This window comes from Micromonospora craterilacus (assembly GCF_003236315.1).
GTDB classification, from domain to species: domain Bacteria; phylum Actinomycetota; class Actinomycetes; order Mycobacteriales; family Micromonosporaceae; genus Micromonospora; species Micromonospora craterilacus.
Genome location: NZ_POTY01000072.1, coordinates 1 through 20,556 on the forward strand (window position 1 = coordinate 1; position 20,556 = coordinate 20,556).

General features: G+C 71.3%; 18 protein-coding genes. 9 read left to right on the top strand and 9 right to left on the bottom strand.

What is annotated here, in order from left to right; translation table 11 throughout:
- Positions 1–160: 160 nt before the first annotated feature.
- Positions 161–1,393, bottom strand: a complete 1,233-nt coding sequence (locus C1I95_RS13670; protein ID WP_146605713.1) for a hypothetical protein — start codon at positions 1,391–1,393, stop codon at positions 161–163.
- 359 nt (positions 1,394–1,752) lie between these two features.
- On the opposite strand from C1I95_RS13670, the gene C1I95_RS13675 reads away from it, so the two are divergent.
- From C1I95_RS13675 to C1I95_RS13695, 5 genes are all read left to right on the top strand, one after another.
- The gene (locus C1I95_RS13675; RefSeq protein ID WP_111214201.1) at positions 1,753–4,293 is read left to right on the top strand and encodes an alpha-L-arabinofuranosidase family protein; all 2,541 of its coding nucleotides are present in this window, start codon (positions 1,753–1,755) and stop codon (positions 4,291–4,293) included.
- A 20-nt stretch (positions 4,294–4,313) separates the two neighbouring features.
- Complete coding sequence (locus tag C1I95_RS13680; RefSeq protein ID WP_233513649.1) at positions 4,314–5,765, top strand: family 43 glycosylhydrolase; 1,452 nt, start codon at positions 4,314–4,316, stop codon at positions 5,763–5,765.
- A gap of 131 nt (positions 5,766–5,896) precedes the next feature.
- On the top strand, positions 5,897–6,421 hold the full coding sequence (locus C1I95_RS13685; RefSeq protein ID WP_111214203.1) for a PadR family transcriptional regulator: 525 nt from the start codon (positions 5,897–5,899) through the stop codon (positions 6,419–6,421).
- On the top strand, positions 6,418–7,101 hold the full coding sequence (locus tag C1I95_RS13690; protein ID WP_111214204.1) for an ABC transporter ATP-binding protein: 684 nt from the start codon (positions 6,418–6,420) through the stop codon (positions 7,099–7,101). Before C1I95_RS13685 ends, C1I95_RS13690 begins: the two co-directional genes overlap by 4 nt.
- A 73-nt stretch (positions 7,102–7,174) precedes the next feature.
- Positions 7,175–9,460, top strand: coding sequence for an FtsX-like permease family protein (locus C1I95_RS13695; RefSeq protein ID WP_111214205.1), 2,286 nt, complete (start codon positions 7,175–7,177; stop codon positions 9,458–9,460).
- 104 nt (positions 9,461–9,564) lie between these two features.
- Here the strand turns inward: C1I95_RS13695 and C1I95_RS13700 are convergent, their stop codons facing one another.
- The 3 genes from C1I95_RS13700 to C1I95_RS13710 all read right to left on the bottom strand — a co-directional run bounded on the left by C1I95_RS13700 (position 9,565) and on the right by C1I95_RS13710 (position 13,430).
- A complete protein-coding gene (locus C1I95_RS13700; RefSeq protein ID WP_146605714.1) occupies positions 9,565–10,257 on the bottom strand; it encodes a hypothetical protein in 693 nt (230 codons plus the stop codon).
- A gap of 101 nt (positions 10,258–10,358) precedes the next feature.
- Positions 10,359–12,971, bottom strand: a complete 2,613-nt coding sequence (locus C1I95_RS13705) for a caspase, EACC1-associated type (RefSeq protein WP_158566391.1) — start codon at positions 12,969–12,971, stop codon at positions 10,359–10,361.
- A 33-nt stretch (positions 12,972–13,004) separates the two neighbouring features.
- Entirely contained in the window at positions 13,005–13,430 is a 426-nt protein-coding gene (locus tag C1I95_RS13710) for a hypothetical protein (RefSeq protein WP_111214208.1), read from the bottom strand.
- A gap of 240 nt (positions 13,431–13,670) precedes the next feature.
- Here C1I95_RS13710 and C1I95_RS13715 point away from each other — a divergent pair, with 240 nt between their 5' ends.
- Together C1I95_RS13715 and C1I95_RS13720 are read left to right on the top strand one after the other, a co-directional pair.
- Positions 13,671–14,786 (top strand): WD40/YVTN/BNR-like repeat-containing protein, encoded by a 1,116-nt coding sequence (locus C1I95_RS13715; protein ID WP_111214209.1) that lies wholly within the window; start codon positions 13,671–13,673, stop codon positions 14,784–14,786.
- Complete coding sequence (locus C1I95_RS13720) at positions 14,783–15,079, top strand: MoaD/ThiS family protein (RefSeq protein ID WP_111214210.1); 297 nt, start codon at positions 14,783–14,785, stop codon at positions 15,077–15,079. Before C1I95_RS13715 ends, C1I95_RS13720 begins: the two co-directional genes overlap by 4 nt.
- Before the next feature lie 18 nt (positions 15,080–15,097).
- On the opposite strand, the gene C1I95_RS13725 is transcribed toward C1I95_RS13720, so the two are convergent.
- The 4 genes from C1I95_RS13725 to C1I95_RS13740 form a co-directional block, all read right to left on the bottom strand.
- Positions 15,098–15,724 carry a response regulator transcription factor gene (locus C1I95_RS13725; protein WP_111214211.1) on the bottom strand — a complete coding sequence of 209 codons (627 nt, stop codon included), beginning with the start codon at positions 15,722–15,724 and terminating at the stop codon, positions 15,098–15,100.
- Positions 15,721–16,965: a sensor histidine kinase gene (locus tag C1I95_RS13730; RefSeq protein ID WP_111214212.1), complete on the bottom strand. Its 1,245-nt coding sequence runs from the start codon at positions 16,963–16,965 to the stop codon at positions 15,721–15,723. Before C1I95_RS13730 ends, C1I95_RS13725 begins: the two co-directional genes overlap by 4 nt.
- A gap of 5 nt (positions 16,966–16,970) precedes the next feature.
- On the bottom strand, positions 16,971–17,426 hold the full coding sequence (locus C1I95_RS13735; protein WP_111214213.1) for an ABA4-like family protein: 456 nt from the start codon (positions 17,424–17,426) through the stop codon (positions 16,971–16,973).
- Between the two features lie 129 nt (positions 17,427–17,555).
- Positions 17,556–18,485 (bottom strand): hypothetical protein, encoded by a 930-nt coding sequence (locus C1I95_RS13740; protein ID WP_111214214.1) that lies wholly within the window; start codon positions 18,483–18,485, stop codon positions 17,556–17,558.
- Positions 18,486–18,696: 211 nt separating this feature from the next.
- Here C1I95_RS13740 and C1I95_RS35225 point away from each other — a divergent pair, with 211 nt between their 5' ends.
- Both C1I95_RS35225 and C1I95_RS13750 read left to right on the top strand, forming a co-directional pair.
- On the top strand, positions 18,697–18,861 hold the full coding sequence (locus C1I95_RS35225) for a hypothetical protein (protein ID WP_158566392.1): 165 nt from the start codon (positions 18,697–18,699) through the stop codon (positions 18,859–18,861).
- 642 nt (positions 18,862–19,503) lie between these two features.
- Positions 19,504–19,884, top strand: a complete 381-nt coding sequence (locus C1I95_RS13750; protein WP_233513650.1) for a hypothetical protein — start codon at positions 19,504–19,506, stop codon at positions 19,882–19,884.
- On the opposite strand, the gene C1I95_RS13755 is transcribed toward C1I95_RS13750, so the two are convergent.
- On the bottom strand, positions 19,854–20,429 hold the full coding sequence (locus C1I95_RS13755) for a GNAT family N-acetyltransferase (RefSeq protein WP_233513651.1): 576 nt from the start codon (positions 20,427–20,429) through the stop codon (positions 19,854–19,856). The genes C1I95_RS13750 and C1I95_RS13755 overlap by 31 nt on opposite strands.
- Positions 20,430–20,556 lie beyond the last annotated feature (127 nt).

Below are 20,556 nucleotides of genomic sequence, written 5' to 3' on the forward strand. Positions count from 1 at the left end.
GCTCATCGGGGCCGGCGTGCTCGCCGCAGCCATCCTCGCCGTGCTGCTGGTCTGGTGGCCGACCCCGAGGCTGAGGCTCACGCAGTTCGTGCGACGCAGCCGGCGCGTCTGACCGTACCGTCGACAATGGTCGACCGGCACCGCGCACCGCAGGCAGCCGTCAGGGGCACAGCAACCGCTCAGCCAGCGGCAGCCGCAGCGGGTCCAGGCAGCGGCCGAGCCGGCCCGGGTCGGACGACGGCGACGGGCTGGTCGGCGCCGGCTCGGTGGTCGGGGTTGGCGTCGGGCTCGACGTCGGGGTCGGATCGGTGCTGGGAACCGGGCTGACGACCGGCGTCGGTCGAACGGTCGGGAGCCGAGCCGCGATCGGTGAGGCGGTGACGGTCCGTCTCGCCGTCGGCGAGACGGACGAGCCGGGCGTCGCCGTACTGCCCAAGTGCTGGACTGTCGCCGGACCGGCCGGCGGCGCGTCGGTCCGGTGGCCCGGCACCGGCAGGGTGGCGAGGCTGATCGGGGTGGCACCGCCGACCGCATCCGGTGCGTCGGTCACCCCGATGCCGGCCGGGCTCGGTTGGGCCCGATGTGGTGGGCCGTTCGGTTCCGGGTCGGAGGTGCCCGCGGTCAGCGTCGCGCAGGCGAACGCGACGACGACGGCAGCGGTCACCAGCCGACCGGACGGCAGCGCGGGCAGCGGGGCGTGCTCCGGCCCGGCCGGAGGCGGTGGCACCGGCCGAGCCTTCCGATGGGCGTGCCGTAGGGCGTCCACCTGCGTGGCGATCGTGGTGCGTTCCCCGTTGGCGGTGGCCAGGGCGAGGGTGAGGTAGAAGCGGAAGTTCACCGTCGCGGCGGCCGGCACCAGCAGGCCGGCGAGTTGGCCGCCGTCGGTGGTGTGCAGCAGGGTGAGGGGAGCGGTGGGATGGTGCGCCGGCCCCACCACCTCCGGATAGCGCCATTGCCGCCGGCGGTGCTGCCCGGCGAAGGCCACCCGGTGGTTGGTCACGACCGCCATGCCGGAGTCGACGACGCGCAGGCCCCCGGGCAGCGCGGCGTCGAGTGTGTCGCTGCCGGCCGGGCCGATGCTCAGCCCGGGTGCGGGTAGTCCGAGGATGTGTCGCGCCTTCGCCTCGACCAGCTCGGCGACGGGCAGCACCCGGTAGACGACCTCGTCGTCGTCAAGGTCCACCGGCAGTCCGGTGCGCGGCTGGAGGCAGCCGAGGAAGCCGGTCGCCTCGATCCGCAGGCGGACCAGCTCGTCGTCGCGGCGATGCCAGGCCGCCACGGCCATGTCGTACGCGCGCTGCCTGCGACGGTTCTCCCGCGCTGCCCAGGCGAGTCGCCACCGCAGCGGGGTCGGCGCCGGGATCACGCTTCTGGCGGATCGTTTCGCCGTCATGTCCTGCCCAACCGCCCGCGCTACGAACAGGACACGCCTGGTGACCTCACCTCCCCTTTGGTCCCGAAAGCCCCGTAATTGTCCTCCTTCCACCGATTCGGCAGGCGCTCGGCTCGGCCGGCCCGACGGCATGTTTGCGTTCACCTGAGGGCGGCTCAACTCGTTCGTGCCGCACCGTGTCCGCGACGGGTCAGGCATTGACGGCCATTGACCTGTTCGTCATGCAGCGGTAATACTCATCGTTGTTAACGTTCACAACTGCGCGTGGCTCGGGGGTAAGCGCTCGGCGACCGGAAGGACGGACGGCAGGCGCCTGCGCACACCCCCACGTCACGTGGTCCGACGCTGTAGGAGGCGCCATGCCCCGACCAAGGTCGATCCTCGGGTTGTTGACCGCCGCGCTGTTGGCCGCAACCGTCGCGGTGGCCGCCCCGAGTCTGGCGACGACACCGACCGCCGAACCCGACTACATCATCTCCGTCGACCCGTCCGGCGCCGGTGTGTCGATCAGCAACTCGATGTACGGCGTCTTCTTCGAAGACATCAACTACGCCGCCGACGGTGGGCTCTACGCGGAGCTGGTGCGCAACCGCTCCTTCGAGTTCCTCCCGGCGGACAACCGGGCGTACACCGGCCTGACGGCCTGGACGCCGGGCGCGGAGGGCGGCGGGGCCGGCAGCGCGTCCACGGTCAACGACGGGGCTCGGCTCGACGACCGGAACCGCACCTACCTCCGGCTGCAACTGGCCAACTCGGGCAGCGGTCGCTACGGAGTCACGAACTCCGGGTACAACAACGGCGTACCGGTCAGGGCCGGCGCGCGGTACGACTTCTCGGTGTGGGCGCGCACGGACGCCGCCGACGGCACCCCCGTGTCGGTGACCCTGCACGACCCGGCCGGCCAGCCGCTGGCGGCGGCGCTGGAGATCAGCGTCCGCAACGACACCTGGACCAGGTACACCGGCACGTTGACCGCCAGCCGGACCGCCGACGCCGGCCGGTTGTCGGTACGCGCCGGCGGCACCGGCACGCTGCGGCTGGACATGGTCTCGCTGTTTCCGCAGGACACCTACCGCGGGCGCCCGAACGGGCTGCGCAAGGACCTCGCCGAGAAGATCGCGGCGTTGCGGCCGGGCTTCGTCCGCTTCCCCGGCGGCTGCCTGGTCAACACCAACAGCATGAACGGCTACGACGCCGCGTCGAACTGGGAGCGGGCCCGCGCCTACCAGTGGAAGGACACCGTCGGCCCGGTCGAGACGCGGGCGACCAACGTCAACTTCTGGGGCTACAACCAGTCCTACGGCCTCGGCTACTTCGAGTACTTCCAGTTCGCCGAGGACATCGGCGCGATGCCGGTGCCGGTCGTCCCGGCGCTGGTCACCGGCTGCGGACAGAACCGCGCCACGGTCGACGAGGCGCTCCTGCGACGGCACATCCAGGACGCCCTCGACCTGATCGAGTTCGCCAACGGACCGACCAGCTCGACCTGGGGTCAGCTGCGCGCCTCGATGGGTCACCCGGCACCGTTCAACCTCACCCACCTCGCCGTCGGCAACGAGGAGAACCTGCCCGACGAGTTCTTCGCCAACTTCGAGCGGTTCCGCGCCGCGATCGAGGCGCGGTATCCGGACGTCACCGTGATCAGCAACTCCGGCCCGCTCTCCCAGGGCGCCACCTTCGACCGGCTCTGGGACCTCAACCGGGCGGCCGGCGTCGACATGGTCGACGAGCACTACTACAACAGCCCGACCTGGTTCCTGCAGAACAACAACCGGTACGACAGCTACGACCGCAACGGACCGGAGGTCTTCCTCGGCGAGTACGCCTCGCAGGACGCCCTGCTGTTCAACTCGCTGTCCGAGGCGGCCTACATGACCGGCCTGGAGCGCAACGCCGACATCGTCAAGATGGCCTCGTACGCACCGCTGCTCGCCAACATCGACAACGTCCAGTGGCGACCGGACCTGATCTGGTTCGACAACGACGAGTCGTGGGGCACGACCAGCTACCAGGTGCAGAAGCTGTTCATGAACAACGTCGGTGACCGCACGGTGCCGAGCACGGTGACCGGCGCGATCCCGGAGGTCAAGCCGATCAACGGCCCGATCGGTCTGTCGACCTGGGCCACCGCCGCGGCGTACGACGACGTCAAGGTCACCACGCCCGACGGCACCGTGCTGTTCAGCGACGACTTCTCGAACGGCGCCGGCCAGTGGCGGCCGCTGGCGAACCGGGGCAGCTGGTCGGTCGTCGACGGCGAGTACCGGCAGACGAGCACCAGCGCGCAGGACACGCTGGTCAGCGCGGGCAACATCACGGCGAGCGACTACGACCTGACCCTCAAGGCGCGGAAGACCGCGGGTGCCGAAGGATTCCTGATCGGGTTCGGTGTCCAGGACGCGGCCAACTACTACTGGTGGAACCTCGGCGGGTGGAACAACACCCAGGGCGCCGTCGAGAAGGCCGTCAACGGGGCGAAGACGAGCCTGATCACGAAGGCGAACCGGATCAACACCGGCCAGACGTACGACATCAGGATCCAGGTGCGCGGCGTCCGGGTCTCGCTGTTCCTCGACGGCGAACTCTGGGGCAGCTTCGCCGACGACAAGGTGGTCCAGCCCTTCGCGCAGGTGGTCACCCGCGACAACGCCACCGGGGAGCTGATCGTGAAGGTGGTCAACGCGCAGGACACCCCGGCCGTGACGAAGATCGACCTGGGTGACGTCAAGGTCCGGAACAACGCGCAGATGACGGTCATCAGCGGCGACCCGAGGGAGCAGAACACCCGCTCGGCGCAACCGATCCAACCGGTGACCAGCACCGTCAAGGGCATGAAGTCGACCTTCACCCGCACCTTCGCACCGAACTCCGTCACCTTCCTGCGCATCGGAACCAAGTGAGGAGCACGATGAGGTACTCCATGAGCCGACGCACCCTGCTGCGAGGTGGTCTGGGCGTCGCGGCGACCGGCATGGTGGCCGGCCTCTCCTCCGCGGCGTTCGCGGACCCGAAGGCGCCCGCCAGGACCGACGCCGAGGTCTACGGCGTGCCGACGGTCGACCCGCTCGTCGAACGGCGGGCAGACCCCTTCATCACCCATCCCGTCGACGGCATGTACTACTTCACCGGCTCGGTCCCCGAGTACGACCGGATCGTGGTACGCGGCGCGGCCACCATCGCCGGCCTCACCACCGCGACGGAATCGGTGATCTGGCGGCGGCCCACGAGCGGCCGGATGGGCGGGCACATCTGGGCGCCGGAGCTGCACCGCATCGACGGCCGCTGGTACATGTACTTCGCCGCCGGCGACTCCGACAACGTCTTCCGGATCCGGATGTACGTGCTGGAATCGGCGCTGGCGGACCCGCGTGACCCCGCCGGGTGGCAGCTTCGCGGCCAGCTCGTCACGGAGTGGGACGGCTTCGCCCTGGACGCCACCACCTTCGCCCACCGGGGCCGCCGGTACCTCGTGTGGGCGCAGAGCGAGCCGGAGATCGCGGTGAACTCGAGCCTCTACATCGCGGAGATGAACACGCCGTGGTCGGTGACCGGCAAGACGATCCGCATCGCCACGCCGACCCGCAGCTGGGAAATCCAGGGGTTCGCGGTCAACGAGGGACCGGCGGTGATCGTCCGCAACGGACGGGTGTTCATGACCTTCTCGGCGAGCGCTACGGACGCGCGCTACGGCATGGGTCTGCTGACCGCCGACGCCAACGCGAACCTGCTCGACTGGCGGTCCTGGGTGAAGACGCCCGACCCGGTCTTCGTCACGAACGAGCAGACCAAGCGGTACGGCCCGGGCCACAACTCGTTCACCGTCGCCGAGGACGGCGTGACCGACGTGCTCGTCTACCACGCCCGGGACTACCGCAACATCACCGGTGACCCGCTCTACGACCCCAACCGCCATGCCCGGGTGCAGAAGCTGTACTGGCACGCCGACGGTACGCCGATGTTCGGTGTGCCGGTCGGCGCGGGCGGCCCGATCGTCCGGCTCAGCCCGTTCACGGAGCGCCGCTCGTTCGTCCGGCACTACGCGTACCTGCTCCGGGTCGACCCCGACGTCCGGGAGCTGGACGACACGCAGTTCCGTTTCGTGGCCGGCTTCGCCGGTGGCGACACCGAGTCGATCCAGTCGGTCAACTATCCCGACCGGTACGTGCGGGTGGTCGACGGGGTGGTCCGGATCGACCCGGTGCAGGGCGGGTCCGGGTACGCCGGCGAGGCGAGCTTCCGGCGTGTGCTCCGCCCGAACGGCGGCGTCTCGCTCCAGCTCGCCGGCGCCCCGGGCAGCTACCTGCGCCACCGCCGGGGCGTACTGGGGGTCGGCGCGGACCACGGCAACGAGGCCACCTTCCTGCTCAGCTGACCCGCGACGTCACTGACGGGGCCAGCCGCGGCCGGGTCGACCTCGACCCGGCCGTGGCGCTTCCGCGGCCGCACGAGGCTCCGCGCGTCGTGTATACACACCGAGTATACCTATGGTGTAGAGTGCCGATCATGTCAATTGGACAGACCATCCTCGGGCTCCTCGAAGCCGGGCCCCGGCACGGCTACGACCTCAAACGGGCCTACGACGAGCGGTTCAGCCACAGCCGTCCACTGCACTTCGGGCAGGTCTACGCGACCCTGTCCCGGCTGCTCAAGAACGGCCTGGTGGAAATCGACGCGGTCGAACCGGGGGAGGGGCCGGAGCGGAAGCGCTACGCGATCACCACGGCCGGCGTCACCGACGTGCAACAGTGGTTGTCCCAGCCGGAGCGGCCCGACCTGTACCTGCAGAACACCCTGTACACCAAGGTGGTGCTGGCGCTGCTCACCGGGCGGTCGGCGACCGACCTGCTCGACATCCAGCGGGCCGAGCACCTGCGCATGATGCGGGAGCTGACCCGGCGCAAGGCCGGCGGTGACCTCGCCGACCAGCTCATCTGCGACCACGCCCTGTTTCACCTCGAGGCCGACCTGCGCTGGTTGGAGCTGACCGCCGCCCGCCTCGACGACCTCGTCAGCGAGGTGACGGCATGACCTCCGAGCCGCTGCTGGTGGCCGACCAGCTGACCAAGTCGTTCGGGCCGACCACCGCGCTCGAACGCGCCTCGGTGCAGATCATGGCGGGCGAGGTGGTCGCCGTGATGGGACCCTCCGGGTCCGGGAAGTCCACCCTGCTGCACTGCCTCGCCGGCATCGTCGCGCCCGACTCCGGGCAGGTGCGCTACCAGGGGCGGGACATCGGCGCGATGTCGGACACCGCGCGCAGCGCCCTACGCCGCGGCGAGTTCGGGTTCGTCTTCCAGTTCGGGCAGTTGGTGCCGGAGCTGACCTGCCTGGAGAACGTGGCCCTGCCGCTGCGGCTCAACCGGCTCGGTCGACGGGCGGCCGAGCGCCGCGCCGCCGAGTGGCTGGCGCGCCTTGAGGTCAGCGAGGTGGCCGGCAAACGTCCGGGGGAGATCTCCGGCGGTCAGGGCCAGCGGGTGGCCGTGGCCAGGGCACTGGTCACCGCGCCGAAGGTGATCTTCGCCGACGAGCCGACCGGGGCGCTCGACTCCCTCAACGGCGAGCGGGTAATGCGGTTGCTGACCGACGCCGCCCGACAGACCGGCGCGGCGGTGGTGCTGGTGACCCACGAGGCGCGGGTGGCGGCGTACTCCGACCGCGAGGTCGTGGTGCGCGACGGCCGGACCAGGGGCATGGAGCTGGCGGCATGAGCGAGCGGCAGCGAGCGAATCGGCTCAGTGCGGTGGTGCCTCGTGGCGGCACGGAGCGAAGCGGAGTGCCGGCATGAGTGACCTGCTGCTCGGCGCCCGGATGGCCTTCAGTGGCGGGCGGGACGGCTGGGCCCGGGCGGTACTCACCGCGTTCGGCGTGGGGATCGGCGTGGCGCTGCTCCTGCTGGCCGCGGCGGTGCCCGCCACGCTGCAGGCCCGGCAGGCGCGCGGCGACGCCCGGTACGACTTCCGGCTCGGCGAACAGCTCCCGGCGGCGGCCAACACCCTGCTGGTGTCGACGTTCGACACCGAGTTCAGGGACCGGCCGGTACGGGGCCGGATCCTGCGTCCGGAGGGCCCGCAGGCACCGCTGCCGCCCGGCGTGGCGGCCCTGCCCCGCGCCGGCGAGGTGGTCGTCTCGCCGGCGCTGAAGAAGCTGCTCGACTCGCCCGACCGTGACCTGTTCGCCCCCCGGCTCGGCCACCCCGAAGTGATCGGGACGATCGGCCCGCAGGGGCTCGCCGGGCCGCACGAGCTGGCCTTCTACCTCGGCAGCGACACCCTCACCATCGACGGATCCCACCGGACCGACGTCTTCGGCGGTGGCCCGCCGGGCGAGGAGTTCGGCCCGACGCTGATCCTGCTCGTGGTGATCATCTTCGTCGTACTGCTGCTGCCCATCGCGGTCTTTCTCGGCGCTGCCGTACGGTTCGGCGGCGAACCCCGCGAGCGTCGGCTGGCCGCCCTGCGGCTGGTCGGCGCCGACCGACGGATGACCCACCGGATCGCCGCCGGTGAGGCGATGGTGGGCGCGCTGCTCGGCATCGTGGTCGGCGGCCTGCTCTTCGCGATCGGCCGCCAGCTGGTCCCGCTGGTCACCCTCTGGAACATCAGTGTGTACGCCGACGACGTGCGCCCCAGTCCGCCGATCGTCGCGCTGATCGTGGTGGCGGTGCCGGTGACCGCGGTCGTGGTCAGCCTGATCGCGCTGCGGCGCGTCGCCATCGAACCGCTCGGGGTGACCCGCCGGGCCGCCAGCACCCGGCGCCGGCTGTGGTGGCGGCTGATCCCACCCGTCATCGGCCTGGTCCTGCTCGCACCGCTGGTCAATGGCGTGAGCGCGGTCGGTGCCGTATACACCCGGTACCAGGTCGCCGCCGGCGCGGTGCTGCTGCTGATCGGCGCGGTCACCCTGCTGCCCTGGCTGATCGACCTGCTCGTACGACGGTTGGGCGGCGGCCCGGTGGCGTGGCAGCTGGCCATCCGCCGGCTCCAGCTCGACAGTGCCACCTCGGCGCGACTGGTCAGCGGAATCGCGGTCGCGGTGGCCGGGACGATCGGCCTCCAGATGCTCTTCGCCGGGGTGCAGCGCCAATACACCACCGAGACCGGAGAGGACACCACCCGGGCGACCTCCCATGTGCAGCTCTTCAACATCCCCGACGGCTCGGCCGCCATCCGGCAGCTGCTTGCCGTCCCGGGCGTGACGGGAGGCACCGGAACGCTGTGGGCGGGGATCGTCCGCGACGGAAGCTCTCCCGATCAGGCATCGGCCGGATTCCTGCGCATCGGTGACTGCCCGGCGCTGGCCGAGTACGCCGAGCTCGACCGGTGCGTCGACGGCGACGTGTTCCGCAGCCTGGGCCCACCGGACGGGGGGCCGTCCGTCGACGCGTTCGGGCCCGGCACCCAGGTCGCCGTCGGCGAACGGGAGACACCCTGGACGCTGCCCGCCGACACCCGGACCGTTCCGGCTCGCGCGAGCCCGATCGGCTGGCAACGCAGTGAGATCCTGGCGACGCCGGGGGCCATCGAGGCGGGCCGGATCGGTCCCCTGAGCGTGGACACCTACCTCGATTTCGACCGCGACGACGCGGACACCCTGGAGCGGCTCCGCAACACGGCGGCGCAGCTGAGCCGCAGTTCCTGGGTCGGCACGCTGTCGGGCACGACGCAGGCGGACCGGCTCACCACCATCCAGCGGGGCCTCTACATCGGCATCGTGGTGACCCTGCTGCTGATCGGGGTGAGCATGCTGGTCGGACTGTTGGAGCAACTTCGGGAACGCCGCCGGTTGTTGGCGATGCTGGTGGCGGTCGGCACTCGTCGCGCCACGTTGGCCTGGTCGGTGTTCTGGCAGACCGTCGTGCCGGTGCTGATCGGGCTGACCGTCGCGGTGGGCTTCGGGCTGGCCCTCGGTTCCGTGCTGCTCCGGATGGTGAACATGCCGATCTCGGTCAGTTGGCCGGTGATCGGGATGTCGACCGGGCTGGCCGCTGCCGCGGTGCTGCTGGTGACCGGGCTGGGCCTGCCCGCGCTCTGGCGGCTGATGCGGCCGGCCGGCCTGCGCACCGAGTAGCAGGGGTCGGCGCCGGTGCGGTCTTCGCACCGGCGCCGACCCGCACCGACGCATCGGCGGCTGCCCGTGAGTGTGTTGGGTGGCGCTCCCGGCGGGTGGTTCGGTCAGCGGGTGGGGGTCGTCCGCCACAGCGCCGTGGCGAGCCAGAGCAGCCCGGCACCGACCAGCACGCCGTGCCCGATCCGGACGGCCGCCGGGGCGAAGAACTGCGGAAGGAACAGCAGGAATCCGAGGGCGAACGGCACCCCGCTGAGCTTGGGTAGCCGGCCGCTGCGCCAGACCGCCCCCGCGGCCAGGGCGGCGCCGGCCCCGAGCGCCAGCAGACCCACCCCGAAGGTGGAGATCGCCACCGGGTCGAACCGGACCTGGTCGGCCATGGCGAGCAGGTCGAGCTGCGGGTTGGCGGCGGCCTGGACGGCGATCGCATGCAGGCCGAACGCCTCGGCGCCGTAGTAGGGCAGCACCAGACCCGCGCCGACCGCGCTGATGACGAACGCGGTGCCGGCGATCCGGCCGGACCGGGTGCCGGCGACGGCTCGGGCGAGGGCCAGCAGGCCGAGCGGCAACAGGATGAAACCGATCATGGCGAAGGTGTGTGCGGGCACCCAGGTGCCGGCGGACATCGCGGCGAGGGCACCGGCCGCGGTGGACTCGTCGCGCCAGGGGCGCAGGGCCGGGTAGAGGACGAACATGACGGCGGCGGCAGCGAAGGCGGCGGCGCCGACTCGGATCCGGTTGATGGCGGCCTCCTTGGTCGGGTGGGAGTCGGGGCTGGCGAGCAACCCGCGCCGAGGCATCCGAGCCCCGGGAGGCAGTTGGCTAGCCCCTGTAGCCAAAAAGCTAATGTGATTAGCTTTTGATGTCAAGCGACGGCCGGTGGGGGACCGCGGGACGGGCCTCAGGCGGGCCGCGCCTCCCTGGGAGCCAGGGAGAGCCAGTAAACGCCGTGACCGGCCACGCCGACGTCGTAGTCGCCGGACTCCTGCACCTTGGGGAACTCGGCGCCGCCCATCAGCTCCCGGGGCCGGTGGCCGACGTGCGAGGACAGGCTCAGCGTGGTGGTCTGCGGGTACCGCGAGAAGTTGAACACGCAGAGCACTTCGTCGGCGGGCTCGCCACGGAGGAACGCGAGCACCGCCGGGTTGGTCGACCGGACGATGCGGCAGCCCGGGCGGGCGAACGCCGGCCAGGCGTGCCGCGTCTCGATCAGCTTCTCGACCACATGCAGCAGGGAGGACCGCGAGCGGAGCTGGTTCTCCACGTTGACCGCCATGTAGCCGTAGATCGACTCGTGGATCAACGGCGCCGGCAGGTTCTCCGGCTGCGCCACCGAGAAGCCACCATTGCGGTCCGGTGCCCACTGCATCGGCGTGTTCACCGCCAGCTGGCCCGGCAGCGACAGGTTCTCACCCATGCCGATCTCGTCGCCGTAGTAGAGGACCGGCACGCCGGGCAGCGACAGCAACAACGCGAAGGCGAGTTCGAGCTGCCCCCGGTCGTCGTTGAGCAGGCTGGCCGTCCGCCGCCGGATGCCGGTCGCACCCCGCATCCGGGCCAGCGGCGCGTACGCGCGCAGCAGTTCGTCGCGTTCCCGCTCGTGCAGCAGGCCCAGCGGCATGTCGTCCCCGTTGCGCAGGAACACCGCCCAGTGGCGGTCACCCGGCTGGTCCCGCATCTGCGCCAGCACCCGGGACACCGGCCGGTGCGTCTCCCGCCGCATGGCGAGCAGCAGGCTCGGCATGAGCGAGGCGTACGTCACCAGGTGGCACTCGGGGTGCTCGGCGGTGCCGAAGTACGAGCTGGCGCCCTCCGGCCAGTCCTCGCTCCACGCGACGATGATCCGGTTCGGGTACGTCGAGTCCATCCAGGACCGCAGTTCCCGCAGGTAGTTGTGCGTCTCGTCGAGTCCCTTGCTCGACGTGCCGCTGCGCTCGAACAGATAGGGCACGGTGAGCAGCCGCAGCCCGTCGACCCCCTGCCGGAGCCAGAAGTCCATCACGTCGCGCATCGCGGCGTGCACCTCGGGCGCGTCGTAGTTCAGGTCCGGCTCGTGCCGGCTGTAGCGGTGCCAGTAGTACTGTCGCCGCTTCGCGTCGTACGTCCAGCCCGCGCCACGGCTGCTCAGTGGGTCGTCGGCCTCGGCGTAGCCCTCGTCGGTGTCACTCCACACGTAGAAGTTCCCGTACGGGCCGTCCGGGTCGCTGCGCGACGCCTCGAACCACGGATGCTGGTCACTGGTGTGGTTGAGCACCAGGTCGAGCACCACCCGCAGGCCCTGCCGACGGGCCAGGCTGAGCAACTCCAGCAGGTGCGACGGCTGCCCGAGCCCCTCGTCGATGGCCTCGAAGTCGGCGGCCGCCCAGCCGTCACCGACCGCCGGGGACGCCATGATCGGGTTCAGCAGCAGGCAGTCCACCCCCAGCCGGCGCAGGTAGTCCAGCTTCTCGGTGACGCCGCGCAGGTCGCCGTGGCCGTCACCGTCGGAGTCGTAGAAGAACCGTACGTTCAGTTCGTAGAAGGTGCTGCCGGCCGCCCAGTTCGGCTCGCCCGGCGGCGCCGAGCCGGGCTCCTCCTCGACCTCGGCGCGGGCGACGCGGAGCCGACCCGACAGGGCCTGCCGGGCCCGCTCGGCCACCCGCTCGGCCGGGTCCCGTTCCAGGGTCTCGAGCGTCTCGAACGTGGCCACCAACTGCTCACGGGTCCGGTGCTTGCCGTGCGCCCAGTTGCTCAGCTCGTCGACGGCCAGCACCCGGGCCGACGGGAGCCCGCTGCGGGTGAGCGCGAGCAGGTCGCCGGGGATCAGCTCGGGCCGCCGGGGCGCGTTGCTGAGGATCAGATCCCCGACGCCGGCGGCCCGCATCTGGGGCGTCTGCCGGCGTTCCCGGTCGACCATCCGTACCGCCGCGTACTCGAAGGCTTCCCGGACGCTGATGATGCCGTTGCCGTCGCGGTCGGCGGCACCGGTGCGCAGCCCTTCGAGGAACGGGCCGGAGAAGGCGGACGGCAGCGCGTGCTGCCGGTAGCCGTCACCCTCGTGGGCCAACTCGGTGGCCCCGGCGGACACCACCACGATGCGGCTGCGGTCCCCGCGCTGCTTGAGATCACCGAAGGCGCCGGCGTGGCAGCAGTCCAGGATCAGCACCAGCTCGCTGGCCCGGCACTCGTCGATCCAGTGCCGCAACTCGTCGGTGGGTACCGAGGTCGGCGGCAGGCGGTCCGGGTTGGTGTCGGTGGCGGTGAGGTAGAGGCGGTGGCCGTCGTGCAGTCGCCCGTGGCCGGAGTAGTACACCAGCAGGAAGTCGTGCGGATCCGCGCTCTTCAGGAAGTCGTAGAGGATCACCTGCACGGTGTGCGAGTCGTCGTCGAGATAGTCCCGGACCTCGTCGAAGGCACCGACGCCGGGGTCCCGCAGGAGTCGGCCCCAGTCCTTGAGGTCACTGGCGGGTGAGTCGAGTTCGGGCAGCGCCTCACTGGCGTAGGTGCCCACCCCGATCAGGAGCGCACGCTTCACCACGGGCGCTCATCCGGTCTGGTTGCCGCCGGGTCAATCACCGTCGACCTTCTGCGGCAAGCTGGGTGTGCCCTGCCGGGGTACCGACACCGACTTGATGACCTCGGTCAGCGTCTTCTCCGACACGTCCTGCACGTCGATCTCGGTGCCGTCCGGAAGGGTCATCCGCAGGCGCTTGCCCTTGTTGCGTTCCTGGTAACGCTTGATGACCTCGGCCAGGTGCTTGATGTCCGCCGTCGCCCGTTTCACGGTCGGAACGGCGAAGACGGAGAGGGCGAGCAGGCCGACGATGTAGCTGACCGGATCGCGCGTGCCTGGTGCGGCACGCTCGGCGACCTCCGTCGCCTCGACAGCCGGCAGTTGGTTCAGGTGGTCCTTCAAATGGCGTGCCTGCTCGGCCAGTTCCTCATCGGTGACCGGCCCGTCGGACACGACCCGCAAGATCAATCCCTCGGCCATGATCCCATCGTGGTCCCTCTGCCTACCCTGTGCAAGGGTCCCGGCCGTGGGATCGCCCGCGCCTGCCCGGCACCGACCGGCGGCACGCCCGTCACCACCCGATCCGTCCGGAACGCGCGCAACCTGACGGCGGTGCCTGACGCGCATCCGACAGACACCGGCCATGTTGTCCGTTCCGATGACGCCAGTTCGTCGTTCCCAAGGGGTAGGACCGGCCGAGACGAGAGTGAGGATGCCGGCATGAGCGGCGTACGGGTGTTGGTGGGCACACGCAAGGGCGCGTTCGTCCTGACATCGGACGGCAAACGCGATGACTGGACGGTCGACGGGCCGCACTTCGGCGGCTGGGAGATATTCCACCTGACCGGGTCGCCGGCCGACCCGGACCGGCTCTACGCCTCCCAGTCCGGCGGCTGGTTCGGCCAGTTGATCCAGCGTTCGGACGACGGCGGCCAGACGTGGACCACGGTCGGCAACGACTTCGCCTACACCGGCGAGGTCGGCGAACACCTGTGGTACGACGGCACCCCACGCCCGTGGGAGTTCAAGCGGATCTGGCACCTCGAGCCGTCCCGCGACGACCCCGACACCGTGTACGCGGGCGCGGAGGACGCCGCCCTCTACGTGTCCCACGACGGCGGTCAGAAGTGGACCGAGCTGACCGCCCTGCGTCAGCACCGCACCGGGCCGACGTGGCAGCCCGGCGCCGGCGGCCTGTGCCTGCACACGATCATCCTGGACCCGGCGCACCCGGGCCGGATCTACGTCGCCATCTCGGCGGCGGGCGCGTTCCGCAGCGACGACGCCGGCGCCAGCTGGCTGCCGATCAACAAGGGCCTGCGCTCGGGCGAGATCCCCGACACCGACGCCGAGGTCGGCCACTGCGTGCACCACATCACCCAGCACCCGGCCCGGCCGGACACGCTGTTCATGCAGAAGCACTGGGACGTGCTACGCAGCGACGACGCCGGGGCGAACTGGCGCGAGGTCAGCGGCAACCTGCCGTCGGACTTCGGGTTCCCGATCGCGGTGCACGCCCACGAGCCGGAGACGATCTACGTGGTGCCGATCAAGAGCGACTCCGAGCACTACCCGCCGGAGGGCAAGCTCCGCGTCTACCGCAGCCGTACCGGCGGCGACGAATGGGCGGCGTTGACCAGCGGGCTGCCGCAGTCCGACTGCTACGTCAACGTCTACCGCGACGCGATGGCGGTCGACACCCTGGACCCGTGCGGCATCTACTTCGGCACCACCGGTGGTCAGGTCTACCACTCGGCCGACGACGGCGACAGTTGGGCGCCGATCGTCCGGGACCTGCCGCCCGTGCTCTCCGTGGAAGTCCAGGTGTTGCCGTGATCCGGGTCGTCCTCCCGGCCCACCTGAAGAACCTGGCCCACGTCACCGGCGAGGTACGCCTGGCGGTGACCGGCCCGGTCACCCAGCGCCAGGTGCTGGACGCCCTCGAGGCGCGGTACCCGATGCTGCTCGGCACCATCCGCGACCGGCACAGCGGCAAACGCCGCCCGTTCGTCCGCTTCTACGCCTGCGAGCAGGACCTGTCCAACGCCTCGCCCGACGCACCGCTGCCCGAGCCGGTCGCCGCCGGGGAGGAGCCGTACATCATTCTCGGGGCGATGGCCGGGGGATAGGTCGCCGCGAGCGACCCCTCAGACGCCGCGGCCGAACAGCGCCAGGCGGACCCGGTTGGGGCTGCCGGTCTTGGTCATCAGGCTGGTGATGTGGGTCTTGACCGTGGTGACCCCGATGTGCAGTCGCTCGGCGATCTCCGTGTTGGACAGCCCCTCGGCGACCAGGTTCAGCACGTCCTGCTCGCGGGCGGTCAGCCCGTCGACCGGCGCGGGTGTCTCGGCGCGGGCGTGCACCGCGCGCTGGACCAGGCGCCGCAGCACCTCCTGGCTGAACGGGCTGTCGCCGGCGGCGGCCCGGCGGATGCCGTCCAGCAGGTCGGTGGGGGGTGCGTCCTTGAGCAGGAACCCGCAGGCGCCGGCGGTCAGGGCCGGGTAGAGGTGGTCGTCGTCGCCGAACGTGGTCAGCACCAGCACGCGGGTGCCGGGCCGGTCGGCGAGGATGCGGCTGGTCGCGGTGATCCCGTCGACACCCGGCATCCGCAGGTCCATGACGACGACATCGGGGACGAGCCGTGCGGCAATGGCGATGGCGTCGCGGCCGTTGTCGGCCTCGCCGACGACCTCGAGGTCGGGCTGGGCGTCGCAGAGCATACGCAGGCCCGCGCGGATGAGGTGCTGGTCGTCGACCAGCAGGACGCGGATCATGCCGGGCCCGCCGTGCGCGCCCGTGCCCCGCGCTCCGGTGGCGGTGACCCGGCCGGCGGGCCGACCCGGGGCGACGGCGTCGCCGCGACGGGCAGGACGGTACGCACCCGCCAGCCCGCACCGGTCGGGCCGGCCTCCAACTGGCCGCCGAGGACCTCGACCCGCTCGCGCATCCCGGTGATGCCGTGACCCCCACCGGCCGGCACGGTGGCCGGCACCCAGCCGCGACCGTTGTCCACCACCTCCCAGTGGACGGCCCCGTCCACCACGCTGACCGACAGGCGCGCCAGCGCGGACGTGCCGGCGTGTTTGGCCACGTTGGTCAGCGACTCCTGGGTCAGGCGCAACACCGCCAGACCACGCACCGCGTCGAGCGAACCGATCGCCGGGTCGATGTCGGCCTCCACCGTGACACCGGCCTGACGGGCCCGGTCGACCGCCGCGCCGAGGGCCGCCGGCAGCGCCGACGGTTCGATGGCGGTCAGCGCCGCGTCGCCGCGTACGCCCTCCGGGTCCCGCAGCACCGCGACCAGCCGGCGCAGGTCGGCCAGGGCCGCGGCCCCGGTGCCGTGCACGTCGTCGAAGACCTCACTCACCCGCGGATCCAGGTCGGTCAGCACGTGCCGGGCCACACCGACCCGCAGCACCATCGACGCCACGTGATGCGCGACCACGTCGTGCAACTCCCGCGCGATGGCGCTGCGTTCGTCGGCGCGGGCGGCCCGGTCCTCCGACTCGCGCCGTCGCTGCTCCTCGGCCGCCCGTTCCTGCGCCTGCAGGGCCAGTTCCCGGGTGGTCCGGATGACCAGGCCGAGCAGCAGCGGGACGCCGACCTCCAGCAGCAGCCCGAACACACCGGAGAGGAGGCGTCCGAGAGGATCGCCGATCGAATTGGTCAGGTCGACCGCGGCCAGCAGCCCGGCGGCCAGCCAGAAGGTCCGGGTCCGCTGAGCCCGCATGGTCAGCTCGAGCAGCGCCCAGCTGGCCCCGACCTGATTGATGGTGCAGTCGCTGAGCAGCGAGATCGCGACCGCCAGCAGCGCGGCCTGCGTCACCATGTTGACCACTGGCCGGCGGTGGAACGCCAGCCCGGCGGCGAACGCGAGCACCGCGAGGATCCACTGCGCGGTCGTGGGGGCACCCTGAATACCGAAGAGCAGATAGCCGACGCCGCTCAGGCACAGCAGCAGCATCCGCACGAAGGTGTCCCGCGCGTCGAACAGTCGTCCCACCCAGCCCACGGCGATCAGCCTAGGCGTTGCGGCTCGGGCGTCGCAGCGACCGCCGGTCGTACCCACCTGGCCCGGACCGCCAGGTAGGCGGCCAGGCCGATCGGCCCGAGCAGGATCGTCAGCACCAGCACCGGCGCCATGACCAGCGCCGGCACCCCCCGTTCCCGGCTGTCGAGCCACGCCCACCTACCGACGAACAGATCGAACGCGATCATGTGCGCCCAGCCCGCCGCCGCGCCGTCCGCAGTGCCCAGCAGATCGCGTACCCCGTCCAGGGTCGGCGACAGCACCGCCGGCAGCACCTCACCGAGCGCCGGGATCACCAGGATCGCGTAGATCAGCAGGACCGGCGCCACGATCAGCGGCGACCTGATGATCCGTCCGGTCACTGACCAGTTCGGCAGCAGGATCATCAACGCCCAGAACGGCGCGGCCACCGCGAAGGTCAGCGTGAACAGTGCCCCGGTCATGCCGTCACCTCGCTTCGCTCGGCGTCGGCCTGAGCCCTTCCCCTGCGTCGATGATTCGCTCGCTGACGCTCGCTCATGCCTGCTCGCCTCCTCGTCGTGCCAACATGCTGAGCCTGATGATTCGCTCCCTCATGCGGCCAGCGCCAGCTCCGGTCGCCGCCGCCGGGTCACCACCAGGCCGGCGGCGGTCGCGGTGGCGACCACCAGCGCCGCGGCGGCGCCCAGGGTGAGCGCGTCCGGCCGCAGCAACGGCTGCCCGCGTAGCGCCTGCCAGGTCAGCAGGATCGTCAGTACGCCGTACGCGCCGCCCGCGACGACCAGCAGCCGCGCCCGGGTGTGCTCGTCCAGCCGGTCACCCAGGAACCGGCTCAGCAGGATCGCCAGGATCGGCAGCACCTGCAGTGCGTGCAGCCCCACGAAGTGCCCGATTCGCAGGTCACCGCCGGTGGTGCTCCACCCGACCAGCGGCAGCCCGGGCCCGCCGTCGGCCACACCCACGCTGTGCGCCCCGGCGATCCCCTCGACGGCGGGTGCCTGGCCGGGCAGCACCATCGGTATCGCCACCAGCATGCCGAGGGCCGCCACCCCCAGCCCGAGCCCGATCGCGTACCGGCCGGCCCGGTCCGCGATCGGCTGACGCAGTACCACGACGCCGATGACCAGGTGCGCCACGAACAGCACCATGATCGCCGCGCCCATCAGCTGCCACAGGACGCCGTTCAACGCGCTGGTCTCGTTGAAGTGGCTGGTCGTGCCGCGCAGCACCTGCCCGACGATGATCGCCATTTCGACCACGCTCACCGCGACGATGACGGTGCCCGCCCACTCCACGACCCGGCTCCGCCGGCGCAGCAGGGACAGCATCCAGGCCAGGCTGACGCCGTACAGGACGAAGGAGACGGCGAACTTGAGCGGCTTGAGCCAGATCGGCGCTCCGGTCAGGATTCGCGGGTCGGCGACGATGCCGATCGCGGAGACGACGGCGAGCACCGCCATCGCCGCGACGAAGACCATCAGTGGACGGTGCCAGGGTGCCCGCTGGGGCAGGTAGGTAGTCATGTCTTCAGATGCTGGTGGGCGCGCCTGCGCATCGCGCCCGACCGCAGGCCCCGGCTGCGGCCGGCGGTCGGAACGCCACCTCCTCCCCAGGTAGGAGGCAGCCGGCTGGGCCAACAACCCCGACGAGCGCCCGGTCGCCGTCGCCCCGGTTCCGCTCACGCGCGCACAGGAGGAGCAGATCGTCGCCGCGTGGCAGACCGTCCGGCGGGTAATGGGGCCGTACGCCGACGCGCTCGAACGCCGCCGGCTGCGCCAGGCCGCTCACGATCCGGCCGGGCTTGTGCTGGCCAGCGGCGGCTACGTCGTGCTGCCGCCCTGGGTGCTCCAGCTGGTGCGCGGGCTGGAGCGGTACGAGAACGAGCACCCGAAGCAGTAGGAGTACGCCGGCGGCGACCAGTACCGGCCGTCGCAGTGGTGCCCGTCCGGGCTGCTGGAGTTGGTGCCGGCCGACGTCCGCGCCCAGGCCAAGGGCTGACCGGTGGTCCGGCGCGGCGAGATGTACACCGTCACCCCGCACGTCATGTACGGCACCGTCCGATGCGGCACCTGGCACTGCCGCACCGAATCCGACGAGCAGGACGGCCGGTCTTCGTCCGCGAGATCCAAGTCGACGGCGAGAGGTGGCGGCCCCGGATGGCCACGCGCGTCGACGTTGCCGCCCTGGTGCCGCTCCAGGTCCCAGACGGACCTGTTCGGCAACCCGGCGCCAGCCCTGGCACGGGTAGGCCGCTGATGCCGATCCGCCCGGAGAACCGCGACCGCTACCCGCCCGACTGGCCGGACATCTCCCTCGCCGCCAAGAACGCCGCCGGCTGGCGCTGCATCTGCCTCGGCGAGTGCGGCCGCGGCACCCACGACGGCCGCTGCCCCAACCGCCACGGAGAGCCGGCGTACGGCACCCGCTCCACCGTGGTCCTCACCACCGCCCACCTCGACCACACCCCGGAGAACTGCGACCCGGCCAACCTCCGGCCGATGTGCCAGGGCTGCCACCTCCACTACGACCGCGACCACCACCGTGAGACCGCCGCAGCAACCCGGCGAGCCCGCATCGCTGCCGCCGGCCAGCTCGACCTCCTCGACCTCGCACAGCCTGAGGGAGCAGATCGCCGAGACCATCGGCCGATCCGGGCGCACCGTCTCCCGCATCGCCAAGGAACTCGGGCTGAAGTTTGACCGCGAGAAGACCCGCGCCGCCACCGAGGCGAAGGTCGCCGACGCCCGGGCCAAGCGGGCCGCCCGCGCCAACGACCTCCTCGACGACGCCGCCCGCCTCCGCCGACAGTTGTGGCAGCCAGCGCACTACGTCGACCACGGCGGCAAGGAGTATGACCGCGTCGACTGGACCCTCGACGAGCCCCCGGTGCGTCAGCCTTGTCGGCGGAAGTCCAGCATGTAGAAGACCTTGTCGTAGCGGCGTTCGCCGACGGCGACGAAATCGGGCAGCCGGCCGTACTCGGTGAAGCCCAGCGACCGGTAGAGGTGCAGGGCATTGCTGTTGTCGCCGCGGGCGTCCAGGGTGAGGACTTCGATCCCCGCCCGCCGAGCGTCAGCGATCAGCGCGGCGGTCAGCGCCCGACCGACGCCGCGCCCGTGCACGGCAGCATCCACCGCCACTTTCTCCAGGTCGGCGTGCGGCCGGTGCGTCGGTCGCGCATAACGCAGCCAGTACCCCAGCCCGACCAGCCGACGGTCGACGTATGCGGCACGCAGGGAGCCGTCCCCGGCCTGCACAGCACTGACCACAGTTCCGAGAAGTTCCGCCACGTCGCGGCGTGCGGGTGGCTCGACCCAGCCGAGCGCGGCGCCTCGGCGGACCAGATCCGCCAGGATCTGATGGGCTGACTCCGCGAACCGGGCATCGAGGCCGGGATCGGATGCCAGCTCCATCGCGTCCAGGATGGCCAGCCCAGCCGTCCCGCCGCTGGCCAGGGTCGTGTTCACCGTACGGAGCCGGATAGCAGAACCTCGAGGCGTGACGCGTCGATCATGCCCAGAGCGTAGGCGCCTCCTGTGGCGGCATGGGCCGACAGGGTAAGCCGACAAGGCGCTGGTCTCGGGAGTCCGACAG